At 61.4% G+C, this 18,304-nt stretch carries 17 protein-coding genes; 14 read left to right on the top strand and 3 right to left on the bottom strand.

Going from position 1 to position 18,304, the window contains the following annotated elements; all coding sequences use genetic code 11:
* Positions 1-2: 2 nt before the first annotated feature.
* From ASC80_RS14685 to boxA, 4 genes are all read left to right on the top strand, one after another.
* Positions 3-824: an alpha/beta fold hydrolase gene (locus tag ASC80_RS14685; protein ID WP_056298400.1), complete on the top strand. Its 822-nt coding sequence runs from the start codon at positions 3-5 to the stop codon at positions 822-824.
* Between the two features lie 99 nt (positions 825-923).
* Positions 924-2,612 carry a 2,3-epoxybenzoyl-CoA dihydrolase gene (boxC, locus tag ASC80_RS14680; RefSeq protein WP_056298397.1) on the top strand — a complete coding sequence of 563 codons (1,689 nt, stop codon included), beginning with the start codon at positions 924-926 and terminating at the stop codon, positions 2,610-2,612.
* A gap of 68 nt (positions 2,613-2,680) precedes the next feature.
* Positions 2,681-4,126, top strand: a complete 1,446-nt coding sequence (gene boxB, locus ASC80_RS14675; RefSeq protein ID WP_056298394.1) for a benzoyl-CoA 2,3-epoxidase subunit BoxB — start codon at positions 2,681-2,683, stop codon at positions 4,124-4,126.
* A gap of 119 nt (positions 4,127-4,245) precedes the next feature.
* Positions 4,246-5,442: a benzoyl-CoA 2,3-epoxidase subunit BoxA gene (boxA, locus tag ASC80_RS14670; protein ID WP_056298391.1), complete on the top strand. Its 1,197-nt coding sequence runs from the start codon at positions 4,246-4,248 to the stop codon at positions 5,440-5,442.
* A 127-nt stretch (positions 5,443-5,569) separates the two neighbouring features.
* Here boxA and ASC80_RS14665 read toward each other — a convergent pair whose 3' ends face one another.
* Positions 5,570-6,373, bottom strand: a complete 804-nt coding sequence (locus ASC80_RS14665; protein WP_056298388.1) for an SDR family NAD(P)-dependent oxidoreductase — start codon at positions 6,371-6,373, stop codon at positions 5,570-5,572.
* Positions 6,374-6,500: 127 nt separating this feature from the next.
* Entirely contained in the window at positions 6,501-7,559 is a 1,059-nt protein-coding gene (locus ASC80_RS14660; RefSeq protein ID WP_056298385.1) for a polysaccharide deacetylase family protein, read from the bottom strand.
* Between the two features lie 163 nt (positions 7,560-7,722).
* Between ASC80_RS14660 and ASC80_RS14655 the strand changes: the two genes are divergently transcribed.
* The 10 genes from ASC80_RS14655 (at position 7,723) to phoB (ending at position 17,368) form a co-directional block, all read left to right on the top strand.
* The gene (locus tag ASC80_RS14655; RefSeq protein WP_056298381.1) at positions 7,723-9,117 is read left to right on the top strand and encodes an OmpA family protein; all 1,395 of its coding nucleotides are present in this window, start codon (positions 7,723-7,725) and stop codon (positions 9,115-9,117) included.
* Positions 9,117-9,413 carry a hypothetical protein gene (locus tag ASC80_RS14650; protein WP_056298378.1) on the top strand — a complete coding sequence of 99 codons (297 nt, stop codon included), beginning with the start codon at positions 9,117-9,119 and terminating at the stop codon, positions 9,411-9,413. Before ASC80_RS14655 ends, ASC80_RS14650 begins: the two co-directional genes overlap by 1 nt.
* Before the next feature lie 188 nt (positions 9,414-9,601).
* Entirely contained in the window at positions 9,602-10,618 is a 1,017-nt protein-coding gene (locus ASC80_RS14645; protein WP_056298373.1) for a putative bifunctional lysylphosphatidylglycerol flippase/synthetase, read from the top strand.
* 52 nt (positions 10,619-10,670) lie between these two features.
* Positions 10,671-11,972, top strand: coding sequence for an ATP-binding protein (locus ASC80_RS14640; RefSeq protein ID WP_056298370.1), 1,302 nt, complete (start codon positions 10,671-10,673; stop codon positions 11,970-11,972).
* Positions 11,973-12,113: 141 nt separating this feature from the next.
* Complete coding sequence (pstS, locus tag ASC80_RS14635; protein ID WP_056299017.1) at positions 12,114-13,124, top strand: phosphate ABC transporter substrate-binding protein PstS; 1,011 nt, start codon at positions 12,114-12,116, stop codon at positions 13,122-13,124.
* A 114-nt stretch (positions 13,125-13,238) separates the two neighbouring features.
* Positions 13,239-14,237 (top strand): phosphate ABC transporter permease subunit PstC, encoded by a 999-nt coding sequence (gene pstC, locus ASC80_RS14630; RefSeq protein WP_156464397.1) that lies wholly within the window; start codon positions 13,239-13,241, stop codon positions 14,235-14,237.
* A 4-nt stretch (positions 14,238-14,241) separates the two neighbouring features.
* Entirely contained in the window at positions 14,242-15,087 is an 846-nt protein-coding gene (gene pstA, locus ASC80_RS14625; RefSeq protein WP_056298367.1) for a phosphate ABC transporter permease PstA, read from the top strand.
* The gene (gene pstB / locus ASC80_RS14620; RefSeq protein WP_056298366.1) at positions 15,084-15,908 is read left to right on the top strand and encodes a phosphate ABC transporter ATP-binding protein PstB; all 825 of its coding nucleotides are present in this window, start codon (positions 15,084-15,086) and stop codon (positions 15,906-15,908) included. The genes pstA and pstB overlap by 4 nt, the downstream gene beginning before the upstream one ends.
* A 27-nt stretch (positions 15,909-15,935) precedes the next feature.
* A complete protein-coding gene (gene phoU, locus ASC80_RS14615) occupies positions 15,936-16,652 on the top strand; it encodes a phosphate signaling complex protein PhoU (RefSeq protein ID WP_056298363.1) in 717 nt (238 codons plus the stop codon).
* Positions 16,653-16,666: 14 nt separating this feature from the next.
* Complete coding sequence (gene phoB / locus ASC80_RS14610) at positions 16,667-17,368, top strand: phosphate regulon transcriptional regulator PhoB (RefSeq protein ID WP_056298361.1); 702 nt, start codon at positions 16,667-16,669, stop codon at positions 17,366-17,368.
* A gap of 76 nt (positions 17,369-17,444) precedes the next feature.
* On the opposite strand, the gene ASC80_RS14605 is transcribed toward phoB, so the two are convergent.
* The gene (locus ASC80_RS14605) at positions 17,445-17,957 is read right to left on the bottom strand and encodes a GcrA family cell cycle regulator (protein WP_056298358.1); all 513 of its coding nucleotides are present in this window, start codon (positions 17,955-17,957) and stop codon (positions 17,445-17,447) included.
* Positions 17,958-18,304 lie beyond the last annotated feature (347 nt).

Raw genomic sequence — 18,304 nt, 5'->3', positions numbered from 1 at the left:
ACATGTCCATTCTCCAGTCCTCCGGCACACTTTCCATCGACTCCAGCGGTCTCGAATACCGCATGATCGGGCCAACGCCGGATCAGGCGCCGACCATCGTGATGCTGCATGAAGGTCTCGGCTGTGTGGGCCTGTGGGGCGATTTCCCCGACAAGCTGCAGGCGGCGACCGGCGCCGGCGTGTTCGTCTATTCACGTGCCGGATATGGCACGTCGTCGAAGGCCGAACTGCCGCGGCCGGTCAGCTACATGCATGACGAGGCACTCGACGTGTTGCCGAAGATTCTAGATGCGATCGGCTTTCGTCGTGGATTGTTGCTCGGCCATTCCGACGGCGCGTCAATCGCGACCATCTATGCCGGCGGCGTGCAGGATCATCGCGTGCGCGGACTGGTGCTGATCGCGCCGCATTTCGTGGTCGAGGACATCTCGGTAAAATCGGTTGCCGAGATCGGGCAGGCCTACGCCACGACCGACCTGAAAGCGAAACTCGCGCGCTGGCACAGCGATGTCGACAACGCGTTCCGTGGCTGGAACGATGCGTGGCTCGATCCGGCGTTCCGTGATTGGGACATCATCGAGTCGCTTGCCTATCTGCGGGTGCCGGTCGCCATCATCCAGGATGAGGACGATCACTACGGCACGGTGCGGCAGATCGAGATCGCCGAGGAAGAGTGCTACTGCCCGGTCGATGTGTCGCTCATCGCGGGCGCGGGTCATTCGCCGCATCGCGATGCGCCGGATGCGACGCTGAAAGCGGCAGCGGATTTCGCCAACAGGTTGCTGGCGACCCACGGCGAAGGCCTGCTAAGCCGCGCTGCTTGATATGCAATAAAATGCATCTTTTCATCGTAATCACTGGACTTTGCCAATTTCATGCATTATTTTGCAGGAAATTATCCAGCTAGCTGAATTCAGGGTGCCATGGCTGCCGAAGATCGCAAACTTGCCAATCAGGCGACCTACATCGATTTCCAGACCGATGCGTCGCGGTATCGGCACTGGAAGCTCGATGTCGCAGGTGACGTCGCGACATTGACCATGGATGTCGATGAAGATGGCGGCCTGTTCGAAGGCTACCAACTCAAGCTCAATTCCTACGACCTCGGCGTCGATATTGAACTGGCCGATGCCGTCCAGCGGCTGCGTTTCGAGCATCCCGAAATAAAGGTGGTGCTGCTGCGCTCCGGCAAGAACCGGGTGTTCTGCGCCGGCGCCAACATTCGCATGCTTGCGGGCTCGACCCACGCGCACAAGGTCAATTTCTGCAAATTCACCAACGAGACCCGCAACGGCATCGAGGATTCCAGCGAGAACTCCGGCCAGCGTTTCATCTGCGTCGTCAACGGCACGGCGGCCGGCGGCGGCTACGAACTCGCGCTTGCGGCCGATCACATCATCATGGCCGACGACGGCGCGGCGGCGGTGGCATTGCCGGAAGTGCCGCTGCTCGCGGTGCTGCCGGGCACCGGCGGTCTCACGCGCGTGGTCGACAAGCGCAAGGTGCGCCGCGATCATGCCGATTATTTCTGCACCATCGAGGAAGGCATCAAGGGCAAGCGCGCGGTGCAGTGGCGCTTGGTCGACGAGATCGTTTCCAATTCGAAGCTGGAGAACCGCGTCGCGGATCGCGCGAAGGAATTCGCGGCCGCGTCAAAGCGCGTAGGTGAAGGCACCGGCATCGAACTGACGCCATTGCAGCGTGAATTCCACGACAATGAAATTCGCTATGGCTTCGTGAGCGTCGATATCAATCGCGAGGGCCGGATTGCGACCATCTCGATCCAGGCACCGGAGACAGAGTCGCCGGCTGATGCCGCAGGCGCTGTGGTGCAAGGCGCGAATTTCTGGCCGCTGCAAGTGGCGCGCGAACTCGACGACGCGATTCTTCATCTGCGGATCAACGAACTCGAAATCGCGATGCTGGTGTTCAAGTCGCACGGCGAGCGGGCGCGGGTGATGGCCTATGATGCGTTTCTCGAAGCCAACAAGGCGCACTGGCTGGTCAATGAAATCCGTCACTACTGGAAGCGCGTGCTCAAGCGTGTCGACGTCACCTCGCGCACCATCGTGTCGCTGGTCGAGCCGGGATCGTGCTTCGTCGGTATGCTGGCTGAACTCGTGCTGGCCGCGGACCGTTCCTACATGCTGATCGGCGAAAAGCAGGGCGAGAACCGCGAGCCCGCCGCGATCGTGCTGACCGAATCCAATTTCGGTCCGTATCCGATGAGCCACGGGCTGACGCGGCTGCAGTCGCGCTTTCAGGCCGATCCGTCGGATAACGATGCGGCGAAGGCAAAGATCGGCGAGGCGCTCGACGCTGAAGCGGCGGAAGAACTTGGGCTCGTGACGTTCGCGCTTGATGACATCGATTGGGACGATGAGATCCGCGTGTTCTTCGAAGAGCGCGCGAGCTTCTCACCGGACAGCCTGACCGGCATGGAAGCGAACCTTCGTTTCGTCGGTCCCGAAACCATGGAATCGAAAATCTTCTCCCGTCTCACCGCCTGGCAGAACTGGATCTTCCAGCGCCCGAATGCTGTCGGTGAAGAGGGGGCCTTGCTTCGCTATGGCACCGGCGTCAAGGCGCAGTTCGATATGAGGCGAGTCTGATTCTCGTCATGCCAGCCTGAGGCCGGCCGCCATTACGCAAAGATCGAGTGCACATCAGGGAGCACGCCATGAACGTCATGAATGTCGACTACACCACCAAGATTCCCAACAACGTGAATCTCGCGGAAGACCGTCAGGTGCTCAAAGCTCTTGAGGGTTGGCATCCGGGCTATCTCGACTGGTGGAACGACATGGGACCCGAAGGCTTTCAGGAGTCGCTGGTCTATCTGCGCACCGCCATCAGCGTCGATCCGAAGGGCTGGGCGAAATTCGACTATGTGCGGATGCCGGAATATCGCTGGGGTGTTTTGCTGGCGCCGCAGGATGAGCAGCGGCTGGTGAACTTCGGCCAGCACAAGGGCGAGAAGGCATGGCAGGAAGTGCCCGGCGAATACCGCGCGATGCTGCGCCGCCTTGTCGTCATTCAGGGCGACACCGAACCGGCTTCGGTCGAGCAGCAGCGCCATCTCGGCAAGACCGCACCGTCGCTCTATGACATGCGCAACCTGTTTCAGGTCAACGTCGAGGAAGGCCGTCATCTGTGGGCGATGGTCTACTTGCTGCAGAAGTATTTCGGCCGCGACGGCCGCGAGGAGGCCGACGATCTGCTGCGCCGCCGCTCGGGCGACGAGGATGCGCCGCGCATGCTCGGCGCGTTCAACGAGGCGACGCCGGACTGGCTGTCGTTCTTCATGTTTACGTTCTTCACCGATCGTGACGGCAAGATGCAGCTTGAGAGCCTCGCGCAATCCGGTTTCGATCCGCTGTCCCGCACTTGCCGCTTCATGCTGACCGAGGAAGCGCACCACATGTTCGTCGGCGAGACCGGCGTCGGCCGCACCTTGCAGCGGACTTGCGAAGCGATGAAGGCGGCGGGTATTGAAGACCCTTACGAGGTCGAAAAGATTCGCGCACTCGGCGTGATCGACCTGCCGACCATGCAAAAGAAGATGAACCTGCATTACTCGCTGTCGCTCGATCTGTTCGGCTCGGAAGTTTCGACCAACGCCGCGAATTTCTATAATTCCGGCCTGAAGGGCCGTTTCCAGGAAACCAAGATCGACGACGACCACCGCCTGACGAACGACATCTACAAGGTGCTGAAAATGGTCGACGGCAAGATTACCCTCGTCGATGAGCCTGCATTGACGGCGCTCAACATGCGCCTGCGTGACGACTACACCCTCGATTGCGAGAAGGGTGTCGAGCGCTGGAACAAGATCATCGAAAAGGCCGGCGTCAAATTCCGGCTCGAACTGCCGCACACCGCGTTTCATCGCGATATCGGTGAGTTCAAGAACATCAACGCGACTCCGAAGGGCGTCATTCTCAATGATGCCGAGTGGGCAAAGGTCCGGAACGATTATCTGCCATCGCTGGAAGATGGCGACTTCATCACCTCGCTGATGACCCCGATCAATGAGCCGGGCAAGTTCGCCGGCTGGATCGCGCCACCGAAGGTCGGTATCGATAACAAGCCCGGCGATTTCGAGTATGTGAAGATCGCGGCATAGGACTCAAACTGTCATGGCCGGACTTGATCCGGCCATCCACGCCTCCTTGCCCGAAGGAAGGAGTGGATCACCGGGACAAATCCGGTGATGGCGATCCAAAATATATCTGGGTTTGTCGCATGACAGCAGCCGTCCTTAAGCAACACCTGATCGACCCCGAGATATGTATTCGCTGTAATACCTGCGAAGAAACATGTCCCGTCGATGCGGTGACGCACGACGGCAACAACTATGTTGTCGACGCGACGATCTGCAATCACTGCATGGACTGTATCTCGCCTTGTCCGACCGGTTCGATCGACAACTGGCGCGTTGTCGCGAAACCGTACTCCCTTGAGGAGCAGTTTTCCTGGAGCGATCTTCCACCTCAGGAAGAAATCGTTGCGGAGTCCGGTGGCGATACCACGGTCGAAGCACTGGAAGACGATGTCTCCAGACTTCTCGAAGAAGCCCGCAAGGGCCTCGGCGGCAAGCCGGTCGCTCCTCATTCCGCGAGCAAGCCGACGGTCAATCTCTACAACAGCAACAAGACTGCAACCGCCACCGTCACGGGAAATTTCCGCCTGACGGATGCGGCCGCGGATTCGGATGTGCGCCATATCATTCTTGATTTCGGCGACCAGCGGTTTCCGATTCTCGAAGGCCAGAGCATCGGCATCGTCGCGCCGGGCATGGGCGCCGACGGCAAGCCGCATCTTCCGCGGCTCTATTCTGTTGCGAGTTCACGCGACGGCGAGAAGCCGAACACCAACAACCTTGCGTTGACCGTGAAGCGCGAGGACAACGGCGTCTGCTCGAACTATCTCTGCGACTTGCCGCGCGGCGCCAGGCTTCAGGTGACGGGTCCGTTCGGTGCAACGTTCCTGATGCCGGACGATCCTGCCGCCAACATCATCATGATCTGCACCGGTACTGGCTCGGCGCCGTTTCGCGGTTTCACCGAGCGCCGCCGCCGTGCGATGCCCGATGCGCCGGGTCGGCTGTTGCTGTTCTTCGGTGCGCGCCGCCCGGAGGAGCTGCCGTATTTCGGGCCGTTGCAGAAGGTGCCCGAAAAGCTGCTCGGGAAGTATTTCTGCTATTCGCGCGTGCCGGGCGAACCGCGCGTGTATGTCCAGGACCGGATACGCGCCGAAGCCGCGCAGATCGCGTCGCTGCTCAACGACACCCGGACCCACGTCTATATCTGCGGCCTGAAAGGCATGGAGAGCGGCGTCGATGAAGCGTTCGCCGATACTTGCCGTGGCGCCTCGATCAACTGGGCCTCGATGAAAGCGACGATGCGCGAAAGCGGGCGCTACCACGTCGAGACGTATTGAGATCTGGCGTACGTCGCCAATCTCAATCTGTCAGAGGCGGGCCTCACTCCCGTCTCCATTGAACTTCTCGCGAGAAGCTCACGGCCGGATTAAATCCGGCCGTGACATTCAATGATTGTAAGCGGAACTACTCGCCGGCCACCGGCAGGCTGAGGTTCGCGTAGACAATGCCGCCGTCCACCGCGATGGAATTGCCGACCACATAGTCGCCGGCGCGGGACGCAAGATAGATCGCAATTCCCGCCATGTCTTCCGGGGTGCCGATACGCTTCGACGGGATCGCCTTCGCCACCGTGTCGCCGTGGTCGCGCGCCGCCGTGTTCATGTCAGACTCGAACGCGCCGGGGCAGATCGCAGTGACGTTGATGTTGTCCTTAATCAGCTTCGCCGCCATGCGCCGCGTCAGATGGATCACCGCGGCCTTGCTCGCCTGATAGGAATAGGTCTCAAGCGGATTGACGGACATGCCGTCGATGGAGGCGATGTTGATGACCTTGCCGGGCTTTTCCTTCGTTGCCGCGGCGCGCAGCGGCTTGGCCAGCGCCTTGGTGAGAAAGAACAGCGACTTGACGTTGAGGTTCATCACCTTGTCCCAGCCGTTCTCCGGGAATTCGTCGAACGCGGCACCCCATGCGGCGCCGGCATTGTTGACCAGAATGTCGAGCTTCGGCTCGCGCTTCATGATCTCCGACGCCAGCTTTTCGCAACCGGCCACGGTCGAAATGTCGATCGGGATCGCGATACACTCGCCGTCATAGGCGGCGGTCAATTCCTTGGCTGTGGCTTCGCAGGGACCGGCCTTGCGCGCGGTGATGTAAACCTTGGCTGCGCCCTGCGCGAGAAACCCGCCGGCGATCATCTTGCCGATGCCGCGTGAGCCGCCGGTGACGAGCGCGACGCGACCTTTCAGCGAAAACAGATCCTTGAACATAGTCCCTCCAATCAGTTGGCCGCATTTGGCCTTCGACGCTGGAGCGAGTCAAGAAAAGGCGATCTGCCGGACCGACAGATCAGACATATGATATACTCGAGACGATATGCCGTTTTAAACGGCAGCCTCAAGCGACATTGATGCGGCGCAGGCGATTCCACATCGCAGTCGCGGCGCCGGAGGTGAGCACCGGCAGAAATCGTTCGCTTTGGTAATTGCCGTTCAGCGAGATGCGCGGCAGCGCGGTGAGGTGGCCGGCATGATCCGTGAAAATCATTCCCGGCCGCGTGGTGACAGCGGTGGCGAAGCCGAGCGACCGCGTGGTCTCGAATTCCCGGGCCGTAGCCGAGGCTTTGTCGCCGTAAGGATAGGCGAAGTGTTGCACCGGCCGCTGCAATGCCGCTTCGATCCGGTCGCGGCTGAGCGCTATCTCCTGCCGCGCGATATCGTCGCGGGCATGGGCCAGATTGCAATGGCTGACGGTGTGAGCGCCGATGGTCACCAGCGGGTCCTCGGCGAACGGCCTGAGTTCGTCCCATGACATGCAAAGGTCGCGACTGATCGTCGCGTCATCGATGCCCGATTGCGCGCAAAGTTTGCCGACCTCGTCCTGCACGTGGCTATCGGTCGGCAGGCGCCGCAGCCAGTCGTGAATCCGGTTAAACGCGATTTGCTTGGCGTCGGCCGTCGTTGCGTCGAGGCGAACCTGGTTGCCGTCGAGCGTCAGTTCGAGAACGTCACGCGCGGCGACCGCCATTTCCAGCGCGACCCACCACAGCCGTCCTGTGCCTTGCGCGAAGTCGCTTGCGACATAGACCGTGAGCGGTGCATCGAATTCGCGCATCACCGGCAGCGCATGGTCGCGGTTGTCGCGATAGCCGTCGTCGAAGGTGAAACAGGCGAAGCGGCGGGTAAAATCTCCCTTGATCATCCGGCGGTGGACGTCGTCCATGGTTACGATGTCGATCCGCTGTTCGCGGAGGTGCTCAAGTGTCGTACGCAAAAAATCGGGCGTGATTTCGAGGTGGCGGTTGGGCTGGAATGCGTCGCCGGTCGGTGGGCGGACACGATGCAGCATGAAGATCATGCCGACGCCGCCAAGGGCCGGGCGTAGAATGTGGTGCGCACCGGTGACGTAAAGTGCATCCAGTCCGGCGCGTATCACCGCGTTGCGCAGTCGTTTCATCGAGAAGCCCGGCCATGGCCTGTGAAACGGTTTTTTTGACAGAAACGGCTGAACAAACGGTTATTCGCGACGGGCCTGCAAAAGCTGGAATATCCGCTGTCATTTCTAAATTGACACTCAGGGAAGGGTTTGTTTTCTCTGTCCCGACACGCAAAGGTTCAGAATGAGCGATTTTTGGAGTTGGGTCCGTAAATGGTGGCCGGGAGTCATTCCGCTGGCCATTCTCTGGGCCGCTGCTGTCTGGACCAGTACCTTGCCGGTGGAGAATGATCTCGCCGGCCGCGCCGTCGCGGCGCTTAAGGATACCGTTCTGGACAAGACCCACATCGAGGTCGCGGGCCGGGATGTCCTGTTTGCAGCGGATGCCTTTTCCGAGCAAGGCCGGCGCAGCGCGGTGTCGCAGGTTGAGGCGGTCGAGGGTGTCCGTCTTGTCCGCGACCAGACACGTCTGATCCCGGAGGCCAAGCCGTTCGTCTGGTCGGCCGAGCGCGATGTCATCAGGATCACTTTGGGCGGCAGCGCGCCACTGCCGGCGATCAAGGCGCGGCTTCTGGAAGCCGCGCGCAACTCCGCGAGCGGCACCGAGATCGCCGACAAGATGATCCTGTCCCGCGGAGCGCCGCCCCGTTTCGATGCCGTCGCCCTCCTGCTGATCGACCTGGTTGCCAGGCTCAAGGATGGCAAGATCACGTTATCCGATACCAAGGTCAGCCTGTCGGGCACGGCACGTGAACTGGGCGGCCGTGAGGCCATCGCAGCGGCGCTGCGGAATTTGCCGGAAGGTTACTCGGTCGCGGAAAACGCAATCACGGCGCCGCCCTATGTCTTCCAGGCCAACAAGGATCCGGTGACGGCAACGCTCACCTTGTCAGGCTACGTTCCTGATAACACCATTCACGCGGCCATCGTTGCAGCAGCGACACGCAAGTTCTTCAGCGACAAGATCGTCGACAATCTCAAGGCCAGCGTTGGTGCGCCGAAGGGTTTCGCAGACGCGGCGATCGCTGCGCTGGGTGATCTGTCGCGCCTGTCAACGGGTGCCCTCATGATCTCCGACCGCGAGGTGAAACTCTCCGGGGATGCGCTCTATGCGCGAGCCGCTGAACAGGTTCGCGCCAGTCTCGCGACCGCGCTGCCGCAAAACTGGAAACCGCACGCGGAGATTTCGGTCAAGCCCGGCTCAAGCCCGGTGGATCCTACCGTTTGTCAGCAGTTGTTCTTCGAACTGTTGGGCAAGGGCAAAATCAGGTTCGAATCCGGCCATGCGACCATCGATCCGGACTCCAAGGGGCTTCTGGATCGGCTGATCGAAGCGGCGATGCGTTGCCCGGCCGCCGACATTGAAGTCGCGGGACACACTGACAGTGACGGCGATGCGGCCGGTAACCTGGCTCTCTCGGAAAAGCGCGCTCAGGCCGTCGCGGAGTATCTCATCAAGGCCGGCTTGCCTGCGAGCCGCGTGACCGCTGTCGGCTACGGCAGCACGCAGCCGGTCGCGGCCAATGATACCGACGAAGGCAAAGCCAGAAACCGCCGCATCGATTTCGTGGTGAAGTGATGATGTATCTTGCGACATTCAATTGGGGCTGGTTGCTGGGAGCAGCGCTGCTCGGGCTCGCCATGGGCTGGATCGCGGTGGTGCATCGCGGCAAGGGGCTTTCGCGTACAGCACTCCAGCGTACCGGCGTGATCCTGATGGTGCTGATCGTGGTGTCGCTGTCGCGGCTCTTGCCTGGCCGTCCGGGCTACTGGCTCGATCTTGGGCTGTTCATGCTGACGGCCTATCTGGCTGGCTGCTTCGTCGGCTCGTGGCTGCGGCATCAGGTTGTGTCCCGGCCGACGCCGCCAGCTTGACGCGCCCGGCATGGCGAGGTTGTCCGGGCGGCGCGGCTTTCCGTCACAATCCCGTTGACGTCGCGGCAGCGGCTTCAAATCATCAAGCCAAGTCACCGAAAACGCTGGAATTTAAGGTTCGTGCTCTCGCCGTCGACCGGCGGGTCTGCTAGGAAACCTAGCCGCAACTGGCTGAACTCGAGGATGGAATGCCAGAATCGCTACGCAGGGCCATCGCGGTGCTGCGCGACAGTCAGATCCTGCACAAGCTCGGCGTCGCGACCAGCGTCACGATCATCGCGGTTGCCTGTTACATCCTCTACCACATGCTTCAGGATATCGATCTCGACGACCTGCTGGAGGCGTTGCGTGGGACCGATATGCGGACCGTTCTGCTCGCGGGTCTCTGCGTCGCGGCGGGCTATTTCACACTGACATTCTACGATCTGTTCGCGCTCCGTGCGATCGGCCGACCTGATGTGCCGTACCGCATCGCCGCGTTCGCCGGATTTACCAGCTATTCGATTGGACACAATGTCGGCGCCAGCGTCTTTACCGGCGGCGCAGTGCGTTACCGGGTGTATTCCGCTTGGGGACTGACCGGCATCGACGTCGCAAAAGTGTGCTTTCTGGCGGGCCTCACCTTCTGGCTTGGCAATGCCGCTGTGCTCGGTCTCGGTGTTGCCTATCACCCGGAGGCGGCCTCATCGATCGACCAGCTTCCGGCGTGGCTTAACAGGCTCGCTGCCCTGGGCGTCATCTGCCTGCTGGTGGCCTATGTGGTCTGGGTCTGGGCCGGTCCGCGCCGGGTCGGTCGTGGTAACTGGACCGTCGGTCTGCCCGGAGGTCCGCTGACGCTGCTGCAGATCCTGATCGGAATTGTCGACCTCGGTTTTTGCGCGCTGGCGATGTACATTCTGGTGCCGGACGAACCGCATGTCGGCTTCGTCATTGTTGCGGTTATCTTCGTATCCGCGACGCTGCTGGGGTTTGCCAGTCATTCGCCCGGCGGTCTCGGCGTATTCGACGCGGCGATGCTGGTCGGGCTTTTCCAGTTCGACAAGGAAGAACTGTTGGCGGGAATGCTGCTGTTTCGCATCCTGTATTATCTTGTGCCGTTCGTAATCTCGGTCATTCTGTTGACGCTTCGGGAGATCATTCTCAGCGTCCGGGCCCGCGGCGCGCCGGTTACGCTGCACGAGGGGTCGAAGCCGGAATCGCCCTGACCTCGGCGAGCACGCGCTTTCATCGGGCCTCAGGCAGGAGATAGACGGTCTCATGGTCATCAATGCTCCCTCGTCGCATGAGGCTCCAGCGCCGTTGTCGGACCGGTTGCGGCGTTCAGGCCTTGTATTGCTGGCGGCGGCCGTTTCGCTGCTGTCGCTCGTGATTCTCGGCGACGTTGCGCCAGCGCGCGCCTTGCTGGTCTTCCTGTGCATCGCGGTCGCGGCTCTGGTGCCGCTGCAACTGAGCCGCGCTGCGGCCACGCGGGATGGCGAAACGAATTTGAGATCGGTGGAAGGCGCGGCGGTCCGGTCGATTGTCGCCGGCATGCCCGATCCGGCGGTGCTGCTCGATCGTGTCGGCCGTGTGCTTCATATCAATCCGGCGGCCGCGCAACTTGCGCCCGCCCTGCGGCGCAACGAGCTTGCGCTGTTCGCCCTGCGCTCGCCCGAGATTATCGCAGCCCTGCGCGAGGCGATCGCAACCAGCCAAAGCCAGCGCGCGACCTTCGTCGATCGCGGGCCGGTCGAACGCTGGATGGAGTTGATTGTCACGCCGGTTGCGGTGCCGACAGAGTTTGGCGGCGCCGACAACTGTTTCCTGATGACCTTTCATGACCAGACGCCGTTGCGTCGTGTCGAGGAAATGCGCGTCGACTTCGTCGCCAATGCCAGCCATGAACTGCGCACGCCGCTGGCGGCACTGTCCGGCTTCATCGATACCTTGCAGGGCCCGGCGCGCGACGACGCCAAGGCGCGCGAGCGCTTTCTCGGCATCATGCATGCGCAGGCATCGCGGATGGCGCGGTTGATCGACGATCTGTTGTCGCTGTCGCGGGTCGAACTGAGTGCTCACGTTCGTCCGAGTACGCAGATCGATGTCGTTCCGCTTCTGCGCCAGGTCGTGGACGGGTTGGAGCCGCTGGCGGGTGAGCGGCAGGTGACGATCGAAACCGATCTTCCTGCGTCTCCGGTGATCATCGCCGGAGACAGTGAAGAGTTGCTGCGCCTGTTCGAAAACCTCGTGGAGAACGGGCTCAAATACGGGGCATCAGGCGGGCGGGTGATTGTGTCGCTGACCAGCGCCGCGAACGCTGAGGGCGCGCCCGAAGTCCGGTTCTCGGTGCGCGACTTTGGTCCGGGCATCGCGCCCGAGCATTTGCCGCGCCTGACGGAGCGGTTCTATCGCGTCGATGTCGGCGACAGCCGTGCACAAGGCGGCACCGGTCTGGGCCTCGCGCTGGTGAAGCATATCGCCAACCGGCACGGCGGACGTTTGATCATCGAAAGCGTTGCCGGCAAGGGCGCGACCTTCACCGCCTGTTTTCCCCAGCCGAAGGCGATTGTGGAAGGCTGAAAGCGAAGTATTTTCAGTCTCTTATTCGTGTCATCTGACTGTCACTAAACTCTCATAAAAGCAGCATCGACCGCACCTAAACGGGCGGCGTGAGCGCGATCGGGCGTCATCCAGCGCTTCGCTCACCAGATGGAGACAGCCATGAATTTCCTCAAAGCAGCCGTCGTTGCCGGCCTGGTCGCCGCATCGACTTCGGCGTTTGCCGCCGATATCACCGGCGCGGGCGCCACCTTTCCTTTCCCGATCTATTCGAAGTGGGCGGACGCCTACAAAAAAGAGACCGGTAACGGCCTGAACTATCAGTCGATCGGCTCGGGCGCCGGCATCAAGCAGATCCTGGCCAAGACCGTGACGTTCGGTGCGACCGACGCGCCGCTCAAGTCCGACAAGCTGGACAAGGAAGGTCTGGCGCAGTGGCCGATGGTGATGGGTGCGATCGTGCCGGTTGTGAATCTCGACGGCATCAAGCCGGGCGAACTGGTGTTCTCCGGTCAGGTCCTCGGCGACATCTATCTTGGCAAGATCACCAAGTGGGACGATCCGGCCATCGCCAAGCTCAATCCGAACGTGAAGCTGCCGTCGACCGCGATCACGGTGGTCCGCCGCTCGGACGGTTCGGGTACCACCTTTAATTTCACCGACTATCTTTCCAAGGCCAACGCCGAGTGGAAGACCAAGGTTGGTTCCGGCACAGCGGTTGAATGGCCGGTCGGCGTCGGCGCCAAGGGCAACGAAGGCATTGCCGGCAACATCGGTCAGACCAAGAACTCGATCGGTTATGTCGAGTACGCCTATGCCAAGCAGAACAAGCTGACCTATACCGCGCTGGTCAACAAGGCTGGCAAGACCGTGCAGCCGACCATCGCTGCGTTCCAGGCGGCTGCGTCCAACGCCGACTGGTCGAAGGCTCCAGGCTACTACGTGATCCTCACCGACCAGCCGGGTGAAACCTCGTGGCCGATCACCGCTGCGACCTTCATCCTGATGTACAAGGAGCCGACCGATAAGGCGGCTTCGGCGGAAGCGGTGAAGTTCTTCAAATGGGCGTTCGAGAAGGGCGGCAAGATGGCCGAAGAACTCGACTACATCCCGATGCCCGACTCGGTCGTGAAACTGATCGAGAAGACCTGGTCGTCCGAGATCAAGAGCTGATGAGACAGCGCCGGAGGAAGAAAATTCTTCCTCCGGCGTTTCTTTTGGCGGGTATTCCCCGCCGGTTTTCGAGTGGCCGAATATCGGTTCGGGATATATCGTAAGGGGTGTGGCGTGGCAGATCTGGCCGTTCAGGGGACTTCATTGGAAGCTGCGGGACCTTACGATCGGGCGCGCGCACTGAGCGCCTTCAAGTTCGGCGACAAGGCTTTCTATTGGACCACGCGGATTGCCGCGCTCTCGGTTCTGCTGATCCTCGGCGGCATCATTCTCTCCCTGATCGCCGGTGCATGGCCGGCAATGAAGGAATACGGCTTCGCATTCCTGTGGACCGCGCGATGGGCGCCTTCGGCCGATCCTCCGGTTCTCGGCGCACTTGGGCCGGTTTACGGCACGCTGGTGACCTCGGTGATTGCGATGGTGATCGCAATCCCGGTTGGTCTCGGCATCGCGATCTTTCTGACCGAACTGTGCCCGCAATGGCTGCGCCGTCCGATTGGGATCGCGATCGAACTGCTCGCCGGCATTCCCTCGATCATCTACGGCATGTGGGGCTTCTTCGTCCTCGGGCCGTTCCTCGCCAATACTTTCCAGCCGGCGATGATCAATCTGTTCGAGGGCGTGCCGGTGCTTGGCTCGATTTTCGGCGGGCCGCCATCCTATCTCAGCCTTTTCAACGCATCGCTGGTGCTGGCGATCATGGTGCTGCCGTTCATCACCGCGATCTCGCGCGATGTCTTCGCCACCGTTCCGCCGGTTCTGAAGGAAGCGGCTTATGGCGTTGGCTGCACCACCTGGGAAGTCGTGCGTAACGTCGTCATCCCCTATACCCGCGTCGGCGTGATCGGCGGCATCATGCTGGCGCTCGGCCGCGCGCTCGGCGAGACCATGGCGGTGACCTTCATCATCGGCAATTCATTCCGGATCTCGCCGTCGATCTTCGCACCCGGCACCACGATCTCTGCGGCGATCGCCAGCGAATTCGCCGAAAGCGACGGTCTGCACCAGTCGGGCCTGATGCTGCTTGGATTGTTGCTGTTCGTCCTGACCTTCTTCGTGCTTGCCGCCGCCCGGCTGATGCTGATGCGGCTGCAGAGCAAGGCGGGGAGCTAAAATCATGAATCCGGTTTATGCCTCCCGCCGCCGTACCGACATCGTGATCCGTATCCTCTGCGTGGGCGCGGCGGCCTTCGGCGTCGCCTGGCTGGCTTTGATCCTGTTCACGCTGTTCTACAACGGCCTTGCGGGTCTGAGCCTTCAGATTTTCACCGAGATGACGCCACCACCCGGCGCCAACGAAGGCGGTTTGCTCAATGCCATCTTCGGCTCGGTGGTGATGACGGTGATCGGCGTCGGCATTGGCGCGCCGCTCGGCCTGTTTGCGGGAACGTACCTTGCCGAATACGGTCGACACGACAAGCTCACCTCGGTGGTGCGCTTCATCAACGACATTCTGCTGAGTGCGCCGTCGATCATCATCGGCCTGTTTATCTATGGCGCGGTCGTGGTGCCGATGGGCGGGTTTTCCGCGCTGGCCGGTGCGCTGGCGCTGGCCGTGATCGTGATTCCTGTCGTGGTGCGAACCACCGAGGACATGCTGCTGCTGGTGCCAAATCCGTTGCGCGAAGCGGCGTCGGCGCTCGGCCTGCCGCGCTCGCTGGTGATCCGGCGGATCGCCTATCGCGCTGCGCGCTCCGGCCTCATCACCGGCGTATTGCTCGGCACCGCGCGTGTCGCCGGTGAAACCGCGCCGCTATTGTTCACCGCGTTGAGCAACCAGTTCTTCTCGTTCGATCTGACCAAGACGATGGCCAACCTGCCGGTCACCATCAATAATTTCGTCCAGAGCCCCTACACCTACTGGAAGGAATTGGCATGGACCGGCGCGTTGCTGATCACCCTCACCGTGCTTGCACTCAATATCGGCGCGCGCCTGCTCAGTGCCGAGAGGACTTCAAAATGACCGAACTGTCTTCATCCCCGACGCTGTCTCATGCGCCGGTCATGCCGCTGGCAAAAAAGCCAGCCGGTCCGGCCAAGATCAGCGCCCGTAACCTGAATTTCTATTACGGCCAGCATCACGCCCTGAAAAACATCAATCTGGCGCTCGAAACCAACCGGGTCACCGCGTTCATCGGACCGTCGGGTTGCGGCAAATCGACGTTGCTGCGGATTTTCAATCGGATGTACGATCTGTATCCGGGCCAGCGCGCCGAGGGTCAGGTCATGCTCGACAAGACCAACATTCTCGATCCGAAACTCGATCTGAACCTGCTTCGTGCGCGGGTTGGTATGGTGTTCCAGAAGCCGACGCCCTTCCCGATGACGATCTACGAGAACATCGCCTTCGGCGTGCGGCTCTACGAAAAGATATCGAAGTCGGAGATGGACGACCGCGTCGAGAAGGCGCTGCGCGGTGGCGCGCTGTGGAATGAGGTCAAGGACAAGCTCAATGCCAGCGGCCTCAGCCTGTCCGGCGGGCAGCAGCAGCGCCTGTGCATCGCGCGCACCGTCGCAGTGCGTCCCGAGGTCATTTTGTTCGACGAGCCGTGCTCGGCGCTTGATCCGATCTCGACGGCCAAGATCGAGGAACTCATCAGCGAACTGAAAGAGGACTACACGATCGCGATCGTCACTCACAACATGCAGCAGGCGGCGCGTTGCTCGGATTACACCGCCTTCATGTATCTCGGCGAACTGATCGAGTTCGACGAAACCAACAAGATCTTTACTTCGCCGGCCGACCGCCGAACCCAGGATTATATCACCGGCCGTTTCGGCTGACGCGAAAGACGCGGGGAGATCAGGATCATGGCCACCGAACATACCGCCAAGGCATTCGACGACGATTTGCAGGAACTGACGCGGCTAGTCGCCGAAATGGGTGGCCTTGCTGAACGTCAGATCGTGGAATCGGTGGATTCGCTGATCCGCCGCGATGTGGCGCTGAGCAAGCGCGTCGCCGCGGCCGACATCGAGATCGACAAGTTGCAACATCTGATCGAAGAGCGCGGCGTTCTCACCATCGCGCGGCGTCAGCCGATGGCGGTGGACCTGCGGGAGATCGTCGGTGCGCTGCGGGTTGCCACCGACCTGGAGCGGATCGGCGATCTGTCGAAGAACATCGCCAAGCGCGTGGCCTCGCTCGACAGCGACTTCCACCCGCTCAAGCTGATCCGCGGTCTGGAGCACATGACCCAGCTCGTGCAGTCGCAGGTGAAATCGGTTCTCGACGCCTATGCTGCGCACGATTTGCCTGCGGCGATGGTGGTGTGGAAGGGCGACGAGGAAGTCGATGCGATCTGCACCTCGCTGTTCCGCGAGCTTCTGACTTATATGATGGAAGACCCGCGGAACATCGGCCTCTGTATTCACCTGATGTTCTGCGCCAAGAACATTGAGCGGATCGGAGACCACGCAACCAACATCGCCGAGACGGTGTTCTACATGATCGAAGGTCAGCCGATCGTCGATCCGCGCCCGAAAGGCGACATGACAACTTTTGCCAACCCTTCGTCGGTTGGCTGAATCGGGAATATCATATGAGCGCACGGATTCTGGTCGTCGAAGATGAGGAGGCGTTGACGACGCTGCTTCGCTACAATCTCGATGCCGAAGGTTATGATGTCGAGACGGTGGCTCGCGGGGACGATGCCGATACGCGATTGAAGGAGCGGCTTCCGGACCTGATCGTGCTGGACTGGATGCTGCCCGGTCTGTCGGGAATCGAACTGTGTCGCCGCCTGCGTGCACGCCCCGAAACCCAGCAGCTTCCGATTATCATGCTGACAGCGCGCGGCGAGGAAAGTGAGCGGGTTCGCGGCCTCGCCACTGGCGCCGACGATTACATCGTCAAGCCGTTTTCGGTGCCGGAACTGCTGGCACGCGTGAAAGGTTTGTTGCGGCGCGCCAGCCCGGAGCGGCTGGCCACCGTCCTGATTTATGGTGACATCGAACTCGATCGCGACAAGCGCCGCGTTGCGCGCTCGGGTCGCCCGATCGATCTCGGCCCGACCGAGTATCGCCTGCTCGAGTTTTTCCTCGAGCATCCGGGCCGGGTGTTCAGCCGCGAACAATTGCTCGACGGCGTCTGGGGCCGCGATATCTACATCGACGAGCGGACGGTGGATGTGCATATCGGCCGTCTGCGCAAGTTGCTCAATCTCGGCCGGGAGCAGGATCCGATCCGCACTGTTCGCGGCGCCGGCTATGCGCTCGACGACCGCTTCGCCAAGGCGGGATGATCTGCCGGGCATCCGCACACATGAAAACGCCCCGTCCGATGACGGGGCGTTTTCATGTCAGACATCGTTTCGCAGATTATTTGCTTGGTCCGGGCCGGCGGTCGCGCCGGCGATCACTGGCCGGCTGATAGGCGACGCGCGAATGATGCGCACAATACGGCAGGCTCGACAGCGACTTGCCGCCGCAGAAAAAGAAATCCGAGCTGCCCGGATCGCCGATCGGCCAGTGACAGGTGTCCTCGGTCAATTCCAGCAGCGTGCGCCGCTGGCTCATCGGCACCACGTTATCAAAGGCAACCGGATCTGGTTCCGCCTCGATCTCGAAAGCATGGGCGAGGGCGGTGTTGCCGCGCGACATCGGGCGGCTGATCCGCATCATGTGCTGGGCGGGGCGAACCTTGCGCTGCCGCGGGGCCGCCGAGGACGGGCTCTTGGCCCGGCCGGACAGGCCCAGCCGGTGAACCTTGCCGATAACCGCATTGCGGGTGATGTTGCCAAGCTCGGCCGCGATCTGGCTGGCCGACAAACCGGCCTCCCAGAGCTTCTTCAATTGTTCGACGCGATCGTCGGTCCAACTCATTACCGTCATCGCACTCTTCCTTTTCTATCGCGCCAGCCTCCGGAGAAGCGGCGTCGCGATTTCAGGGTGCCGAAAATCCCTGCCGGCAGAATCCCTTAGCCCTCGCCGGCCGCATACAAAGCGGCCGGGCGTTTACGCCAGACACAGGACCGTTGAAGATCAGAACTGCCGCACGAGATATCGTACTTAACGGTTCAAACGCTACAATATGGCGTAACTCACGCGCAAGAGTCCGACTCAGCGCGTCCACATGTTCCCGGCTGAAAGCAAGCAAATTCGCCTGCTGTGCGACTTCGGCAACACCATCCCGATCGCCTCTACCAGGCTGACGGCAGGTCGACGCGAGGGAGACGAAG

The organism is Afipia sp. Root123D2, assembly GCF_001425835.1.
Classification (GTDB): Bacteria; Pseudomonadota; Alphaproteobacteria; order Rhizobiales; family Xanthobacteraceae; genus Afipia.
This window is presented reverse-complemented; position numbering and strand designations above follow the sequence as displayed.